The sequence below is a fragment of the Yersinia massiliensis CCUG 53443 genome, from assembly GCF_000312485.1.
Classification (GTDB): domain Bacteria; phylum Pseudomonadota; class Gammaproteobacteria; order Enterobacterales; family Enterobacteriaceae; genus Yersinia; species Yersinia massiliensis.
This window is the reverse complement of record NZ_HE997652.1, coordinates 20835-36965: the sequence shown is the minus strand read 5'-3', so window position 1 is coordinate 36965 and position 16131 is coordinate 20835. Positions and strand designations below refer to the sequence as shown.

Here is a 16131-nt window from a genome sequence, read left to right as displayed (position 1 = left end):
TGCAGGTCGGTAACAAGCAGCGGCCTCGAAGAGGCAAGGCCCATGGATGGGGCCAAATAACGCGTGTAACCAACACAAACTGTAATTTGAAAGACTGATGGGTATAGGGGAATCAGAAATGGTCACACTGGAAGATGTCGCGGTATTAGCCGGGGTTTCTCGCGCTACGGTTTCCCGCGTGGTCAACGGTGATACCAATGTCAAACCCCTCACGCGCGAGAAAGTCGAACAAGCGGTGGCGGTGTTAGGTTACACCCCAAACCCAGCCGCGCGCGCCCTGGCTTCCAGCCAAAGTAATACCCTCGGGCTAGTCACGACCTCCTATCGCGGCGGTTTCTTTGGTGCGCTAATGGATTTTGTGCAAACAGAAACTGAGTCTCAGGGTAAGCAGCTATTAGTCACTCAAGGGCGGGATAATGCAGAGAAAGAGTGGCAAGCCATTCAGCGCCTATATAACTTACGTTGTGACGGGTTAATCCTCCACGTCCGATTTCTCAGTGACGAAAAGCTGCGTCAATTGGCTGCCGCAGGGCGTTCATTCGTCTTACTTGACCGATTAGTCCCTGGCCTCGAAGCGCGTTGCGTGACCTTCGATCACCGCCGTGCTAGCCAAATGGCAACTCAGGTGCTTATCGATGCGGGCCACCGACGTATTGCCTGCATCAGTGGCGCGGCGCAACGTCATTCCAGCGGGTTACGCCGAGAAGGGTTTATCGATGCCATGCAATCGGCGGGGTTAGACCCTGTCGCCTGCGTGGAAGGTGTGTATGATCTGGAAAGCGGTTACCAACGCGCTGACGAGATCCTCAATCTAGCGCAGTTACCGACCGCCATCTATTGTTGCAATGAAGAGATGGCCATTGGTGCGCTGCTCGCGATCAACAAGCATCACTTACAGGTACCGCAAGATATTTCGTTGATTTGCTACGACAGTGGAGAGCGCGCGCCTTTTGTGTCCCCTGCGCTCACAAGCCTACATTTCCCCATCGTAGAAATGGCGCAATACGCCACACAATTATTGATTAACCCGCAGACTCCCCCTGCTAGCTTCTCACCGTCAATTATCATGCGTGAATCGGTGATGCCGCCACGTGAGCGCGATTAATCGCAATAATGATTAATCGCCATAATAATAAGTGGGCAAGTAATAGGTTTGGTAAGTAATAGGTTTGGTAAAGAATAAATGTGGCAAGCGACCGCCTACCACAGTGTTTTATGCCTGAAGTTTAATGTCATTAGCATTGCCGAGCGAGATAGTGGCAATGCCATGAGAGGCTCGCTTAGAACGTCACATTTAATTTGGCCCACAATGTGCGGCCCGGCTCATTCAGCGGTGTATTCACGGAATAGCCAAATCCACTATTACCGGCCAGATTGAGATGCTCGCTGTAGGTTTTGTTCAGCAAATTATCGATGCCACCACTGACTTTCACTTGCTTAGTCACTTTGTAGGCCACATTGGCTGACAGCACACCGAAGCCCGCGCTGTCGGCAAAATCTTTACCCACCACGTTCCCCTCGTTGATCGCCACCCGATGCTGGCTACTGACCAATCGCCATAATGCCGTGCTGCTCCAGTCACCCGCTTCAAAGGTCAACCCTAACCGTGCTTCAAGAGGGGGTATTTGTGGCAGAGGGCGGTGGTTACTGGTGTTCTCGCCCCAAGCGTAAGCTAGGCTAGCATCGGCTTTCCAGTGGTCATTGAAGGCATAACCTGCCCCCATTTCGCCCCCCATAATGGTCGCATTGATATTATCGGCCTGACTGATACGTAAGTTATTGGGATCATATTTGAACAGAATAAAGTCATTCACTCGGCCCAAATATGCGGATACCCAGCTATTTAACTGCTTGCCGCTGTATTGCGCGCCAATATCAATTTGGGTGGTTTTTTCACTCTTCACCCCATCAAAAGCACTGGTAGACCCCGTTGGCCCGAATGTTGGTGAAAATAGCTCCCAGTAATCAGGGAAACGTTCAGTATGGCCTAATCCGGCATACCACATCACAGGTGCATCGGCCAAATTATGCTCAAAACGCATGAAACCTGCGGGGAGAGTGGCAGAACGGCTGGGTTCATCGGCGCGAGTGTAATTAGTCACCTGATTATGGTCCAAACGGGTGCCGGTAATCAGTTTATCCTGTTCACTCATCGTCCACGTCAGTTCACCAAAGAGGCCATAATTCGCAAAGCTGGCGTCTTTTTGCCACGTATTTTGTTTGTTCTTACGATGGGTATTGGTTTGCAGGTCAGTGCCGGCCTCTAACTTCAGATCCTCCCACAACCACGTCCCCATCACTCGGCCCCCAATGGTGCGCCGATCGAGATTGCTGGACATCGGCATCATTGGTGGGGTGCGTAACGTATTGTTATCCATAATATGGTTGACGTAATTGTAGTAAACCTTAGCTTCAATTTTATCCAGCACCTCACCAATATTGGTTTTCTGAAACCGCGCGCCCAAGCTTTCTCGTAAAAACTGAGAGCCGTCCATGCCGCGGCCAGCATAACTCGCCTCGCCATCGCCCTTACCTGCCGTGAATTCAAGTAAGGTATCGGTATCTGGTGTCCAACCTAACGCAATATCGGCATTCCATTTGTCCCATTTTGAAGGGACGCGTGTGCCGTTGCCATCTTTATAATTACCGGCTTGAGACTGGTTCCCCATCATGCGCAAATAGCCTTGTTCGTTACCTAGACTGGTATCGAGGTTTTTGTCCCAACGCCCGTTGGAACCCACCAGCAAGCTGGCATTCCCTTTCACCCCCGCTTGTTCAAAACGGGGTTGTTCGCGTTCAAATAAAATCGTCCCCGCAGAAGCCCCCGGTCCCCATAATACGGATTGCGGCCCCTTCACGACTGTCAGCAGATCAAAACTCTCCGGCGAAATATAAGAGGTCGGTGCATCCATCCGTGATGGGCACGTCCCCAGCGTTTCGGCACCATCCGTCAGAATCTTGATTCGTGAGCCAAACATGCCACGGAAAACCACATCACCATTAGTACCGCCATTACGGATTTGCGAAAAACCGGGGATAGTTTTCAGGTAGTCCGCGCCATCACTGGCAGGGACGGGTTGGCGCGGCGTTTTAGGCGAGGTGACGATGGTGAGTGGCGAATGCTGTGGGGCGGTAACCGTAATCACTTCGGCATCATGGGTTTTTTTATCACTGTTATTAACCGTGCTGCTATTTACCGCAGGATTAGCCACTGCCGAATGATCATGCTCCGCTGCTGAAGCATTTAAGGCTATAACAGAAAATGCAGATGTGATGGCGCACGCTAATAATGTTTTTTTACAGCCGTTATTCTTCCCAGACATATTTATTCCTTGGGCAATAGAAAATACTCCGGTGATTAATACGTCACACCGGATAATTCACATTAAAAAATCCATACCAAATAAATGGTTATTATTGAATTTCAGGAATAAAAGGTCGGGGGGGCACGAGGTTGGTATTCGCAATAACGGTCATTAACAACTTGTGTTGGAATCAGTCGCGGTGGTGAGGGTTCAGCGAGCAGGAGTGCAGAACGGATATCCGCTTTAAATGCAGTATTGAGCAGGGGAAGATGTGTCAGCAAAACACAGTATCCGCAGGCGGCATGATTCATCATCATGCTGTCATGGTGGCTCCCATGCTCATCAGTATTCGTGGTTTTAGCCTGACTATGCGCGCCATCAGGAGGGCCATCATGCCCACCACCGTGATGACTATACGTAGCCATCTCATGATCAGCCACGACGCGATCAGTTTTGATGTCATCAGTCATCACACCGTCAGCCATCGCGCAATCCACCATCGTGATAGCCGACGTATTTTGCTCGTTAGAAATCGCCAGCGAAACTGAAATCACCGGGGCGATAAATAACATGAGAATTGCAGCTATTCCGAGCCAAGCCGAATAGTGCCTTCTGCGATGAATAAGCTGACTCAGTGGCACCAGCGTACCAAGAGTATTAACGCCGTCGCAGGATGACTCATCACGATAGTTTCCCTTTATCTTAATGACTGAAAAATAAAAAATTATTTATAATTATCTGTTTTTAATTATGCTTCACTATTGCCTGCGATTTCTGCCAAGCGTACTGATCGATTTTTCACCAAAAAAAACGGTGAGAATTATACCTCGAGCACCTTAAATCCAGCCTAAATTTAATTGAATTAAGAATCTTTATCATTTGCTTCAAGTCGCAATATGTGACGGCTCACTATTAATCTCTATCAGATTTCATGCATTGCATTAAAAATTGAATGTAAGTCACAAAAACCCTCAATGCCTGTGCTAGGATCCGCCGCCTGAGTACTGAAGGGTTTTGAACCCTTTTCGATGTTCTTACTTTCGATGTTCTTACTATGGTTACATTAACTATGGTTATATTAACGCTATGCTGAAACAGGCCCCATCTATGAATAACAGCAATCGCCTCCGGCTCACTTGGATAAGTTACTTTTCTTACGCGCTTACGGGTGCGCTAGTTATTGTCACCGGGATGGTGATGGGGAATATCGCGGAGTATTTCAATCTGCCTATTGCCAGTATGAGTAATACATTTACCTTCCTTAACGCTGGTATTTTGATCTCCATTTTCCTGAATGCTTGGTTGATGGAAATCATTCCATTAAAACGTCAGTTAGTATTTGGTTTTATTCTGATGCTAATTGCGATTGCTGGATTGATGGTGGGCCACAATCTGATGGTCTTCTCCATCAGCATGTTTATTCTCGGCGTGGTCAGCGGGATCACCATGTCGATAGGGACCTTCTTGGTTACCCACATGTATGAAGGGCGTCAGCGTGGTTCGCGCCTGCTGTTTACCGACTCATTTTTCAGTATGGCGGGGATGATTTTCCCGATTGTCGCGGCGATGCTGCTGGCACGTCATATTGAGTGGTACTGGGTTTATGCCTGCATCGGTCTGTTATATTTAGGTATTTTCGTATTAACGCTGATGTCTGACTTCCCCATTTTGGGCCACAAAGCCACCGATGAAAACAAGCCTGTCGCGAAAGAAAAATGGGGTGTCGGCGTGCTGTTCCTCTCGATTGCAGCGCTGTGCTATATCTTGGGTCAACTCGGTTTCATCCAGTGGGTACCTGAATACGCGACTAAAAACTTCAATATGGATATCAGCCAAGCGGGCCAGCTAGTCAGTAACTTCTGGATCTCCTACATGATTGGGATGTGGGTATTCAGCTTTATCCTGCGCTTCTTTGATCTGCAACGTATCGTCACCGTCTTGGCTGCGCTGGCAACACTGGCGATGTACCTGTTCGTTAGCACGGATAACCCTGCTTATCTGAGCTACTACATCCTGACATTGGGCTTTGTCTCCAGTGCCATTTACACCACACTGATCACCCTCGGCTCACTGCAAACCAAAGTCTCTTCACCAAAACTGGTGAACTTCATTTTGACCTGCGGCACCGTGGGAACCATGTTGACCTTCGTGGTCACTGGCCCGATTGTGGCAAACAGTGGTGTTCATGCCGCGCTGGCAACGGCCAACGGTTTGTATCTGGTGGTATTTGTGATGTGCCTGATTCTGGGCTTCTTCACCAAACACCGCAGCCACGGCCACGTTACACATTGATGATTTGAAGCGTTAATGTTTAGATGTTTGAAGCGTTAATGTTTGAAAGTATTGACGGTTTTATTGCCCTGCTGCTATGACGCTAGCAGGGCAACTTATCCACTCAGCCACTCACCGTTTTCACAAGCGATCTCTTTCCCCACTCGCTTACTTAAAGTTAATCACTTCCTCTTGCCCCAAATAGATCCGGCTTTGCGCAGGTTGCGTTTGGGCAATCATCACCCCATGGCGGATGGAATAGCGCACCGGTACCTGCCGTCGCACTGCATCAAAACCATTCTCCGCAGGCAAAATAATCAGATTGGCGCTATTACCCAGTTGCAACCCATAATCGGATAAATTCAGCGTTTTAGCACTGTTGTGGGTGATCAAATTCAGCCCGTCATTGATTTGGCCGTATCCCATTAACTGGCAAATATGCAACCCCATATGCAGCACTTGCAACATATTGGCGGTCCCTAGCGGATACCAAGGGTCAAAGACATCATCATGACCAAAGCAGACATTGATATCTGCCGCTAGCATCTCTTTGACACGCGTAATGCCACGTCGCTTCGGATAAGTATCAAAGCGCCCTTGCAGGTGGATATTCACCAACGGATTAGCGACAAAATGAATACCGGACATTTTTAGCAGCCGGAATAAACGCGAGGCATAAGCGCCGTTGTAGGAGTGCATCGCCGTGGTATGGCTGGCGGTGACGCGCGCGCCCATATTTTCTCGATGCGCCAAAGCGGCCACTGTTTCGACAAAACGCGACTGTTCGTCATCGATTTCATCGCAATGCACATCCACCAGCCGCTGATATTTCTGTGCCAGCGCAAAGGCAATGTGTAGCGATTCAACGCCATATTCACGGGTAAACTCAAAGTGTGGGATAGCCCCCACCACATCTGCGCCCAGTCTCAGTGCTTCTTCTAACAGCGCAGCCCCGTCGGGATAGGAGAGAATACCTTCTTGGGGAAAGGCCACAATCTGCATATCCACCCAAGGGCTGACCTCTTCTTTGACTTCCAGCATGGCACTCAAGGCCGTCAGGCTAGGGTCGGAAACATCGACATGAGTACGAACATGCTGAATCCCATTGGCTATCTGCCATTTCAACGTCTGCCATGCCCGCTGCTTCACATCCTCACGGGTCAATAATGCTTTACGCTCAGCCCAGCGCTCGATGCCCTCAAACAGGGTTCCAGACTGGTTCCAATTCGGTTGCCCCGCCGTTTGGGTGGTATCTAAATGAATATGTGGCTCAACAAAGGGCGGCAAGGCCAACCCTCCCTGCGCATCGAGCACGCCAGCCCCCGATGGCAGCGATGAAGGTTGCGGCGAAATCGCACTGATCTTTCCCTCATCTATCGTGAGCTGCCAAAGCCCCGTTTGCCCGACAAGGCGCACATTATTGATGCTCACCAGTAAATGATTCGTTGAGGATTGCGCTGACATTGATACCTCCCTATTCCCTTTGCCACTTTCGATGTTATGGGTTCTTAGCTTATCCGATCAGCCGTCACACACCCGATTTTCTTTTTATTGCATCCATTTTTCTTTTCGTGAAAAAAAAGCCAAAACTGAATCCTTTCAGCTAAAGATGAATGAAATCCGCAACTTATCAAAAATCGTTAAAAATCATCCATCTACCACCTTAGAGGTATATGAAACGCTAATTGATTTACATCAATAAATGCGATGTACGGAGGATTAAGGTAAGCATAGAAAATTAAAAATTGAGGCAAAAATGAGCAAAGTCAAACTTGCCATCATTGGCAACGGCATGGTCGGCCACCGCTTTATTGAAGACTTACTGGATAAAGCAGAAAAAGACCAATTTGAGATAACTGTATTATGCGAAGAGCCTCGTATCGCCTATGACCGAGTTCATCTTTCTTCTTACTTCTCCCACCATACTGCCGAAGAACTGTCACTGGTTCGCGAAGGCTTTTATGAGAAACACGGTGTCAAAGTGTTGGTTGGCGAACGTGCCATTACCATCAATCGCACCGAGAAAGTGATTCACTCTAACAGCGGCCGTACCCTGTATTACGACAAGCTGATTATGGCGACCGGCTCCTATCCGTGGATCCCTCCCATTAAAGGCAGCGAAGGACAAGATTGCTTTGTGTATCGCACCATTGAAGATTTGAATGCGATTGAAGCCTGTACACGTCGCAGTAAACGCGGGGCGGTCATCGGTGGTGGACTACTTGGGTTAGAAGCCGCAGGGGCGTTAAAAAACCTCGGCGTTGAAACTCATGTTATTGAATTTGCACCGGTGTTAATGGCTGAACAGCTTGATCCTATGGGCGGTGATCAACTGCGTCAGAAGATTGAGCGGATGGGCGTGAGAGTTCATACCGGTAAAAACACGCAGGAAATCATTCATACGGGCCAAAACAGTCGTAAAACCATGCTATTTGCCGATGGTTCGCAACTGGAAGTCGATTTTATCGTCTTTTCCACCGGTATTCGCCCGCAAGATAAGCTGGCTCATCAATGCGGTTTAGCCACAGGTCGCCGTGGTGGTATTGCTATTAATGATTATTGCCAAACATCTGATCCCGATGTGTATGCCATCGGCGAGTGCGCATCTTGGCAAGAACGGACGTTTGGCCTCGTCGCGCCGGGTTATAAAATGGCGCAGGTCACCGCCGACCACCTATTAAGTCGCGAAAACGCCTTCCAAGGTGCGGATATGAGCGCCAAGCTGAAGTTGCTGGGGGTTGATGTCGGTGGGATTGGCGATGCACATGGCCGGACAGAGGGTGCACGTAGCTACGTTTATCTGGATGAAAATAAAGAAATTTATAAGCGTCTGGTGGTCAGTGCTGACAACAAAACGCTGCTGGGTGCCGTTTTAGTCGGGGATACCTCGGATTATGGCAACTTACTGCAACTGGCACTGAACAATATCACGCTGCCCGATAATCCAGATAGCCTGATCCTGCCTGCCCACGCCGGCAGTAAACCCGCGATGGGTGTCGATTCGCTGCCTGATAGCGCGCAAATATGCTCCTGTTTTGATGTCACCAAAGGCGACATTATTCAGGCTATCGGCCAAGGCTGCCATACCGTCGCCGCACTGAAGTCAGCCACCAAAGCAGGTACCGGTTGCGGTGGGTGTATTCCGCTGGTCACGCAAGTGCTCAATGCTGAACTCAGCAAGCAAGGCATTGAAGTTAATCATCATCTCTGCGAGCACTTCGCCTACTCACGCCAAGAGCTGTACCACTTAATCCGCGTAGAAGGGATCAAATCTTTCGATGCCCTGCGGGAGAAATACGGTAAAGGCTACGGCTGCGAAGTCTGTAAACCGACAGTAGGGTCGCTGCTGGCATCGTGCTGGAATGACTATATCTTGGCCCCCGAGCACACGCCATTGCAGGATACCAATGACAACTTCCTCGGTAATATTCAAAAAGACGGAACTTACTCGATTATCCCTCGTTCGCCAGGCGGTGAAATCACACCAGACGGTTTGCTGACCATCGGTCGTATCGCCAAAGAATATCATTTGTACACCAAACTGACGGGCTCACAGCGAGTGGGGATGTTTGGCGCGCAAAAAGATGATCTACCGGCTATCTGGGCGCAACTGATTGAGGCGGGCTTTGAAACCGGCCACGCTTATGCCAAAGCGCTGCGTATGGCAAAAACCTGCGTCGGCAGCACCTGGTGCCGTTTTGGTGTGGGTGACAGCGTGGGCTTTGGTGTGGCATTAGAGCATCGCTTCAAAGGCATCCGAACGCCACACAAAATGAAGTTTGGCGTTTCAGGCTGCACACGCGAGTGCTCCGAAGCACAGGGTAAAGACGTGGGGATTATCGCCACGGAAAACGGCTGGAACCTCTATGTTTGCGGTAATGGTGGCATGAAACCCCGTCATGCCGATTTACTGGCGGCGGATCTGGATGAAGATACCCTGATGCGCTACCTCGACCGCTTTATGATGTTTTACATCCGCACGGCCGATAAGTTGCAACGAACATCAGTGTGGCTGGAAAGTTTGGAAGGCGGTATCGACTACTTACGGGCGGTTATTCTCGACGACAAACTGGGTATCAATGATCAGTTGGAAACCGATATCGCTCGCTTGCGCGATAAAGTGACCTGCGAGTGGAAAGCCACCGTCGAAAACCCTGCGGCACAAGTTCGTTTTGCCCACTTTATCAACAGCCCACTGCGTGACACTAACGTACAAGTGGTGCCTGAACGCGATCAACATCGCCCAGCCCGCCCAGATGAACGCATTCCGATTCGGGTATTAGAACTGGAGGAAAACCCATGAGCCAGTGGATCCCACTTTGTCAATTAGACGATATTTTACCCGGTAGCGGTGTCTGCGGCCTGATTGGCGAGCATCATATCGCCGTTTTTCGCCCCTACACTGACGAACAGGTTTTCGCCATCAGTAACATCGACCCCTTCGCGCAGGCCAGTGTGCTGTCGCGCGGATTAGTGGCTGAGCATCAAGGTGACCTGTGGGTGGCTAGCCCACTGAAAAAACAGCATTTCCGCCTACATGATGGTTTCTGCCTAGAAGATGAAACGCATTCAGTTGCCCATTATGACGTGCGGGTACGTGAAAACATCGTGCAAGTCAAAGCTTGATAGATAACTGGAATCTGGTGCGTACCGGATTCCCCCCTTTTTTTATCATCCCCAGCATGTGTGATGTTGGGGATCGAGGATGAACGATGTATAGCGACACGATTAACAAATGCGCAGCTAACGCCGCAAGGATCGTCAAACTGGCCAAAGAAAGCCCGATGGGTTTCTGGATTGGTTCAGCCATGGCCGGAGCCTATGTTGGCCTTGGCATTATCCTGATTTTCACGTTAGGCAATCTGATTGACCCAGCGTATCGCCCATTAGTAATGGGAGCTACTTTTGGTCTGGCACTGACCTTAGTGATTATCGCCGGTTCTGAGCTGTTTACCGGACACACCATGTTTCTCACCTTTGGTGTAAAAGCAGGCACCATCAAATCCAGCCAAATGTGGGCAGTATTGCCGCAAACTTGGTTAGGGAATCTGCTAGGTTCAGTTTTTGTCGCCCTGCTCTATTACTACGGCGGCGGTAGCTTGCTCACGGTCGATACCAGCTTGGTTCACACGGCAGCACTAGCAAAAACCTCTGCGCCAGCTATGACCTTATTCTTCAAGGGTGTACTATGTAACTGGCTGGTTTGTCTGGCGATCTGGATGGCAATTCGTGTAGAGGGCGCGGCAAAATTCATCGCTATCTGGTGGTGTTTACTGGCCTTTATTGCTTCGGGCTACGAGCACTCAGTGGCCAATATGACGCTGTTCGCGCTGTCGTGGTTCGGCCATCACAGCGAGGCCTACACCCTGAGCGGCATTGGTCACAACCTGTTATGGGTCACGCTAGGCAATACCCTGTCCGGTGCCGTCTTTATGGGCTTGGGTTACTGGTATGCCACACCACGGGATCAACGCCCACAGCCTGCGGCAGTCCTTGCGTCACAAGCAGTGAAAGAGTAACCGTTACCCGCGTTCACCCGCCTGTCAGGGCGGGTTTTATCACCGCTACCTATATCTGAAGGATTGCCGATGGACTACTTCCCGATTTTCTGCCAACTGCAAAACAAAGCCTGCCTGCTAGTCGGTGGTGGTGAAGTGGCCGAACGCAAAGCGCGACTGCTACTCGATGCTGGCGCGCTGGTCACCGTCAATGCCTGCGAATTCACCCCGCAGTTCCATGACTGGGCCGAGCAGGGGCGGCTTTCCTTAGTCAGCCGCGAGTTTGTTCCAGAACTACTGGCAGAAAAGTGGTTAGTGATTGCCGCAACAGATCAGGTCGCAGTGAATGCATTGGTGTATCAAAGCGCCAACCAACAGCGTGTGTTCTGCAATGTGGTGGATGATCCGAAGCGAACCAGTTTCATCATGCCATCTATCATTGACCGCTCGCCCATCATGATTGCTATCTCTTCCGGCGGCAAAGCACCGGTATTGGCACGGTTGTTACGGGAAAAACTGGAAGCGATGTTGCCGCTGCATTTGGGGCAGTTGGCGCAGTTGGCGGGCAATTTACGCCAACGAGTGAAGCAACATTTTGCCGCCATGCCCGACCGCCGCCGCTTTTGGGAAAAACTGTTGACCCACGATCGTTTGGCGCAATCACTGGCGAATGACGATCAGGTACAAGCGGAACAGCATATTGAGCAGTTATTTAATGCGCCACTCTCTGACCGCGGTGAAGTGGTGTTAGTGGGTGCAGGCCCTGGCGATGCAGGTTTACTGACATTGAAAGGGTTACAGCAAATTCAGCAGGCCGATGTGGTGGTTTATGACCGACTCGTCTCCGATGAGGTGATGAATCTGGTGAGGCGCGATGCCGAGCGGATTTTTGTCGGTAAAGAGTCGGGCCGCCACAGTGTTCCGCAGGATCAAATCAATCAGATTTTGTTGCAACAAGCGCAGCAAGGTAAGCGCGTGGTACGTTTGAAAGGTGGCGATCCCTTTATCTTTGGCCGAGGCGGCGAAGAGTTGGAAACACTGGCAGCATACGACATTCCTTTCTCAGTGGTACCGGGGATTACAGCGGCATCGGGCTGTTCAGCCTACAGCGGCATTCCTCTCACGCACCGTGACCATGCGCAAAGCGTGCGGTTGATTACGGGCCACGCCAAAAAAGACAGCCAACTGGATTGGGCCAATCTGGCAGCAGAGAAACAAACCTTGGTGTTCTACATGGGATTATCCCAAGCCGCTGAGATCCAGCAACAGTTGATCCAGCATGGCATGCCAGCCACGACGCCTGTTGCGTTGGTTGAGAACGGCACTTCACGGCACCAACGAGTCGTCAGCGGCGAACTGAGCCAGTTAGCGCTGCTCTCTCAGCAAGTCTGTAGCCCCAGCCTGATTATCGTCGGCAGCGTAGTGAGCTTGCGCGAAAAACTGAATTGGTTTTCCAGTGCTGAGCATGGCAACGCCAAGCAGCAGATCGAAAAAGTCAGTTAAATAGAGGTACTTGGGGAGCGAGGAAAGCGTTTCAATATCCGCAGAGAAAACAAGCAGACAGTATTAATACCACTGCTTGTCTTCTCTACGTTGAAATCGCTATTGGCGACTTTTTACGGCAGTTGGAACCAAAGTCATCACTTACGGATGAGCAACAAAACCGATGGCTTCGTACACTTTTGATAATGTCTCTTGAGCACGAGCTCGGGCCTTGGCTGCCCCTTCACGCATCACTTCTTGCAAGAAAGCCTCATCTTCGCGATAGGTGTGATAACGCGCCTGTAGCTCAGTCAGCATGCCAGAAACGGCATCGGCAACCGCGCCTTTCAGATGACCATACATTTGGCCTTCAAACTGAGCTTCCAGCTCGGCAATGGATTGTCCAGTGACACCAGAGAGAATATCCAACAGGTTAGAGACACCAGCTTTCTTTTCAGTGTCATAACGGATAACTGCTGGCTCATCAGAGTCAGTCATCGCGCGCTTAATCTTTTTAACCACTGATTTTGGATCTTCCAGCAACTCAATGACGTTGTTACGGTTGTCATCAGATTTTGACATCTTTTTGGTGGGATCTTGCAGCGACATGACCCGCGCACCCGCTTTAGGAATAAAGGGTTCTGGGATCTTAAAGATATCGCCATACAGATTGTTGAAGCGGCTGGCAACATCACGGCTCAGCTCCAAATGTTGTTTCTGGTCTTCACCCACTGGCACCTGATTGGTCTGATACAGCAAGATATCAGCCACCATCAACACCGGGTAATCAAACAAGCCGGCGTTAATGTTTTCTGCATAACGGGCTGATTTCTCTTTGAACTGAGTCATGCGGCTCAATTCGCCGAAATAGGTGTAGCAGTTCAGTGCCCAGCTCAATTGGGTGTGTTCTGGCACATGAGACTGAACAAATATGGTGCTTTTCTTCGGATCAATGCCACAGGCCAAATACAGCGCCAGTGTATCCAACGTTCTTTTTCTTAACAGCGCAGGATCCTGACGAGCAGTAATAGCATGCAGGTCAACAATGCAATAGATGCAATCATAGTCATCTTGCATCTGTACCCACTGACGCAGCGCACCCATATAATTACCAATGGTTAATTCGCCGGACGGTTGCGCACCGCTGAATACGATAGGTTTATTGGAGCTTATTTCAGTGGGTTGACTCATTTTATACGTCCTGATCTTTTAAAGAAGGTAGCCCGATGGCGGGCAACAAATCGGCAAAGCGCGCTAATACACAGTCAGGGTGACTGGATGCAATCGCTTCACCGTAGTTATATCCATAGGTCAGCCCAACACTCGGGCAACCAGCGGCCTGCGCGGCCATAATGTCATTACGCGAATCACCAACAAACAGCATTTCGTGGGCATGCAAACCGAGTTTTGCCAACAGTAAATAAAGCGGGGCTGGATGGGGCTTTTTCACCACCACATCATCACCGCCAATGATGACAGAGAAATACTCAGCGATACCGAGCGATGCGAGCAAAGGCGCAACAAAAGGGGTGGGCTTATTGGTAATCAGCCCCATGGGTAAACCACTGGCGGCCAGTTGTGCCAAGGTCGCTTTTACTTGCGGGAACAACTGACTCCCCTGCTCAACGGTTTTGGCGTAGTAGTGGTCAAACAACTCACGGGTATGGGCAACCGCTTGAGCATCTGGCTCACGGCCAGCCCAACGTAATGCGCGTTCGACCAAAACATCCGCGCCGTTACCAATCCAAGTGGACACCCTTTCTTGGCCAGCAGTAGGCAAACCTTCATGTGCCAACGCCATATCTATCGCGCTGGCAAGCCCGGGGGCGCTATCCACTAATGTGCCATCCAGATCGAAAGCCACACCGCGAATAGCCTCAAATTTAGTCATGAGCAGACATCGCCAGTTCGCTACGCATCGCATCGATGACCGCAGCATAATCCGGTTGATTGAAGATAGCGGAACCCGCCACAAACATATCGGCACCCGCCGCCGCAATTTGGCGAATATTATCCACTTTTACGCCGCCATCGACTTCCAGACGAATGTCATAACCGCTGTCATCGATAAGCTTACGCACTTGACGCAACTTATTTAGCGTCTCAGGAATAAAGGATTGCCCACCAAAACCAGGGTTCACCGACATCAGCAAAATCACATCCAGCTTATCCATCACATAATCAAGATAGCTAAGCGGTGTGGCTGGGTTAAACACCAGACCCGCTTTACAACCACTCTCTTTGATAAGTTGCAGTGTGCGATCAACATGTTCTGAGGCTTCAGGATGGAAAGAAATGTAAGTTGCACCGGCTTTAGCGAAATCCGGCACGATGCGATCAACGGGCTTCACCATCAAGTGCACATCAATCGGGGCAGTAATACCATAGTCGCGTAGCGCTTGGCACACCATTGGCCCGATGGTCAGATTAGGCACGTAATGATTGTCCATCACATCAAAATGCACGACATCTGCACCCGCCGCGAGCACCTTCGCGGTATCTTCACCCAAACGGGCAAAATCGGCTGACAGAATAGACGGGGCAATTAAAAACTTTTTCATCCGCTTCTCCAAACGTCTCTCTTTGTTTTATGCAGTCGTCAGTTGGCAGATTTTGTTCTGCCTCAAACTGCGACACCATAAAACGCCAGGTTTGAATCATTTCTAAGCGGGCGCTCCCGCTTAGCTATACAGCGCCAAAAGCTCGTTCACTTTACTACGGCCAAGGATATTACGGCTAATAGTTCGGCGCGCTTTCACTACATGCAGCGATGCTTGATGATACCAATCACGCGTCAGTTCTGTATCGTGATTAGAAATCAAAACTGGAATCTGGTTTTCGACCGAAAGTTGATAAGCCAGACGCGCCAGATTCTGTTGATCCGCAATGCCGAAATTATTGGTGTGGTAGGCCGTAAAATTCGCGGTCGCAGAGAGTGGCGCATACGGAGGATCGCAGTAAACCACGGCCCCATGCACGGCTTTTAATAACGTTTCCTGATAGTGCTCACAAACAAAAACAGCATGTTGCGACTTTTCAGCAAACCAATACAGTTCATCTTCTGGGAAATACGGCTTTTTATAGCGGCCAAAAGGCACATTGAATTCACCGCTCAAATTATAGCGGCACAGACCGTTATAGCAGTGACGATTCAGATAGAGAAACAATAATGCACGGCGATAGGTATCAGTGCTGCAATTGAACTCGTGCCGCAAAAGATAAAAGTGTTCAGAATTATTGAAACTACCGGTGAATAATACACGGGCATCACGCACGAAATCGTCAGTGCGTTCCTTCACAATATTATAGAGATTGATGAGGTCACTGTTGATGTCGGCCAGTATGTAAGACTCATACTCAGTGTTCAAGAACACCGACCCCGCACCGACGAATGGCTCTATCAAGCAGTCTCCCGCTGGTAGATGGCGTCGTATGTCATCAACCAGCGGATACTTCCCACCAGCCCATTTTAAAAAAGCGCGGTTTTTCTTCATGCCGTCAGTTAGCTACTTAATAATTCAGAGCCGCAGATTGTACTCTGTTTCAAACAGCACATCAGCGCACAAATAAGAATG

The 16131-nt window shown here is 49.9% G+C and carries 13 protein-coding genes; 6 read left to right on the top strand and 7 right to left on the bottom strand.

Annotation, left to right across the window (positions count from 1 at the left end; all coding sequences use genetic code 11):
* The first annotated feature begins 118 nt into the window (after positions 1 to 118).
* On the top strand, positions 119 to 1105 hold the full coding sequence (locus BN68_RS21600; RefSeq protein WP_019213267.1) for a LacI family DNA-binding transcriptional regulator: 987 nt from the start codon (positions 119 to 121) through the stop codon (positions 1103 to 1105).
* 175 nt (positions 1106 to 1280) lie between these two features.
* On the opposite strand, the gene BN68_RS21595 is transcribed toward BN68_RS21600, so the two are convergent.
* Together BN68_RS21595 and BN68_RS21590 are read right to left on the bottom strand one after the other, a co-directional pair.
* Positions 1281 to 3323 (bottom strand): TonB-dependent copper receptor, encoded by a 2043-nt coding sequence (locus tag BN68_RS21595; RefSeq protein ID WP_019213266.1) that lies wholly within the window; start codon positions 3321 to 3323, stop codon positions 1281 to 1283.
* Positions 3324 to 3424: 101 nt separating this feature from the next.
* Entirely contained in the window at positions 3425 to 3877 is a 453-nt protein-coding gene (locus tag BN68_RS21590; RefSeq protein ID WP_019213265.1) for a DUF2946 domain-containing protein, read from the bottom strand.
* A gap of 535 nt (positions 3878 to 4412) precedes the next feature.
* Here BN68_RS21590 and tsgA point away from each other — a divergent pair.
* On the top strand, positions 4413 to 5597 hold the full coding sequence (tsgA, locus tag BN68_RS21585) for an MFS transporter TsgA (protein ID WP_042807089.1): 1185 nt from the start codon (positions 4413 to 4415) through the stop codon (positions 5595 to 5597).
* A gap of 147 nt (positions 5598 to 5744) precedes the next feature.
* Here tsgA and BN68_RS21580 read toward each other — a convergent pair whose 3' ends face one another.
* Positions 5745 to 7040, bottom strand: a complete 1296-nt coding sequence (locus BN68_RS21580; protein WP_019213263.1) for a cytosine deaminase — start codon at positions 7038 to 7040, stop codon at positions 5745 to 5747.
* Between the two features lie 292 nt (positions 7041 to 7332).
* Between BN68_RS21580 and nirB the strand changes: the two genes are divergently transcribed.
* The 4 genes from nirB (at position 7333) to cysG (ending at position 12577) form a co-directional block, all read left to right on the top strand.
* A complete protein-coding gene (gene nirB, locus BN68_RS21575; protein WP_019213262.1) occupies positions 7333 to 9879 on the top strand; it encodes a nitrite reductase large subunit NirB in 2547 nt (848 codons plus the stop codon).
* The gene (gene nirD / locus BN68_RS21570) at positions 9876 to 10202 is read left to right on the top strand and encodes a nitrite reductase small subunit NirD (protein ID WP_019213261.1); all 327 of its coding nucleotides are present in this window, start codon (positions 9876 to 9878) and stop codon (positions 10200 to 10202) included. The genes nirB and nirD overlap by 4 nt, the downstream gene beginning before the upstream one ends.
* Positions 10203 to 10288: 86 nt before the next feature.
* Positions 10289 to 11095: a nitrite transporter NirC gene (gene nirC, locus BN68_RS21565; protein WP_019213260.1), complete on the top strand. Its 807-nt coding sequence runs from the start codon at positions 10289 to 10291 to the stop codon at positions 11093 to 11095.
* A 69-nt stretch (positions 11096 to 11164) separates the two neighbouring features.
* The gene (gene cysG / locus BN68_RS21560; protein ID WP_019213259.1) at positions 11165 to 12577 is read left to right on the top strand and encodes a siroheme synthase CysG; all 1413 of its coding nucleotides are present in this window, start codon (positions 11165 to 11167) and stop codon (positions 12575 to 12577) included.
* A 141-nt stretch (positions 12578 to 12718) separates the two neighbouring features.
* Here cysG and trpS read toward each other — a convergent pair whose 3' ends face one another.
* The 4 genes from trpS to dam all read right to left on the bottom strand — a co-directional run bounded on the left by trpS (position 12719) and on the right by dam (position 16050).
* The gene (gene trpS / locus BN68_RS21555; protein WP_019213258.1) at positions 12719 to 13747 is read right to left on the bottom strand and encodes a tryptophan--tRNA ligase; all 1029 of its coding nucleotides are present in this window, start codon (positions 13745 to 13747) and stop codon (positions 12719 to 12721) included.
* Between the two features lies 1 nt (position 13748).
* Positions 13749 to 14447 carry a phosphoglycolate phosphatase gene (locus BN68_RS21550; protein ID WP_019213257.1) on the bottom strand — a complete coding sequence of 233 codons (699 nt, stop codon included), beginning with the start codon at positions 14445 to 14447 and terminating at the stop codon, positions 13749 to 13751.
* A complete protein-coding gene (gene rpe / locus BN68_RS21545) occupies positions 14440 to 15117 on the bottom strand; it encodes a ribulose-phosphate 3-epimerase (protein WP_019213256.1) in 678 nt (225 codons plus the stop codon). The genes BN68_RS21550 and rpe overlap by 8 nt, the downstream gene beginning before the upstream one ends.
* 120 nt (positions 15118 to 15237) lie before the next feature.
* Entirely contained in the window at positions 15238 to 16050 is an 813-nt protein-coding gene (gene dam, locus BN68_RS21540; RefSeq protein ID WP_019213255.1) for an adenine-specific DNA-methyltransferase, read from the bottom strand.
* Positions 16051 to 16131: the final 81 nt, after the last annotated feature.

Coding starts and splice junctions, on each gene's coding strand:
- BN68_RS21595 (WP_019213266.1), bottom strand. CDS start 3,323: ATGTCTGGGAAGAATAACGGCTGTAAAAAAACATTATTAGCGTGCGCC.
- dam (WP_019213255.1), bottom strand. CDS start 16,050: ATGAAGAAAAACCGCGCTTTTTTAAAATGGGCTGGTGGGAAGTATCCG.
- nirD (WP_019213261.1), top strand. CDS start 9,876: ATGAGCCAGTGGATCCCACTTTGTCAATTAGACGATATTTTACCCGGT.
- BN68_RS21550 (WP_019213257.1), bottom strand. CDS start 14,447: ATGACTAAATTTGAGGCTATTCGCGGTGTGGCTTTCGATCTGGATGGC.
- cysG (WP_019213259.1), top strand. CDS start 11,165: ATGGACTACTTCCCGATTTTCTGCCAACTGCAAAACAAAGCCTGCCTG.
- trpS (WP_019213258.1), bottom strand. CDS start 13,747: ATGAGTCAACCCACTGAAATAAGCTCCAATAAACCTATCGTATTCAGC.
- nirB (WP_019213262.1), top strand. CDS start 7,333: ATGAGCAAAGTCAAACTTGCCATCATTGGCAACGGCATGGTCGGCCAC.
- BN68_RS21580 (WP_019213263.1), bottom strand. CDS start 7,040: ATGTCAGCGCAATCCTCAACGAATCATTTACTGGTGAGCATCAATAAT.
- nirC (WP_019213260.1), top strand. CDS start 10,289: ATGTATAGCGACACGATTAACAAATGCGCAGCTAACGCCGCAAGGATC.
- BN68_RS21600 (WP_019213267.1), top strand. CDS start 119: ATGGTCACACTGGAAGATGTCGCGGTATTAGCCGGGGTTTCTCGCGCT.
- rpe (WP_019213256.1), bottom strand. CDS start 15,117: ATGAAAAAGTTTTTAATTGCCCCGTCTATTCTGTCAGCCGATTTTGCC.
- BN68_RS21590 (WP_019213265.1), bottom strand. CDS start 3,877: ATGTTATTTATCGCCCCGGTGATTTCAGTTTCGCTGGCGATTTCTAAC.
- tsgA (WP_042807089.1), top strand. CDS start 4,413: ATGAATAACAGCAATCGCCTCCGGCTCACTTGGATAAGTTACTTTTCT.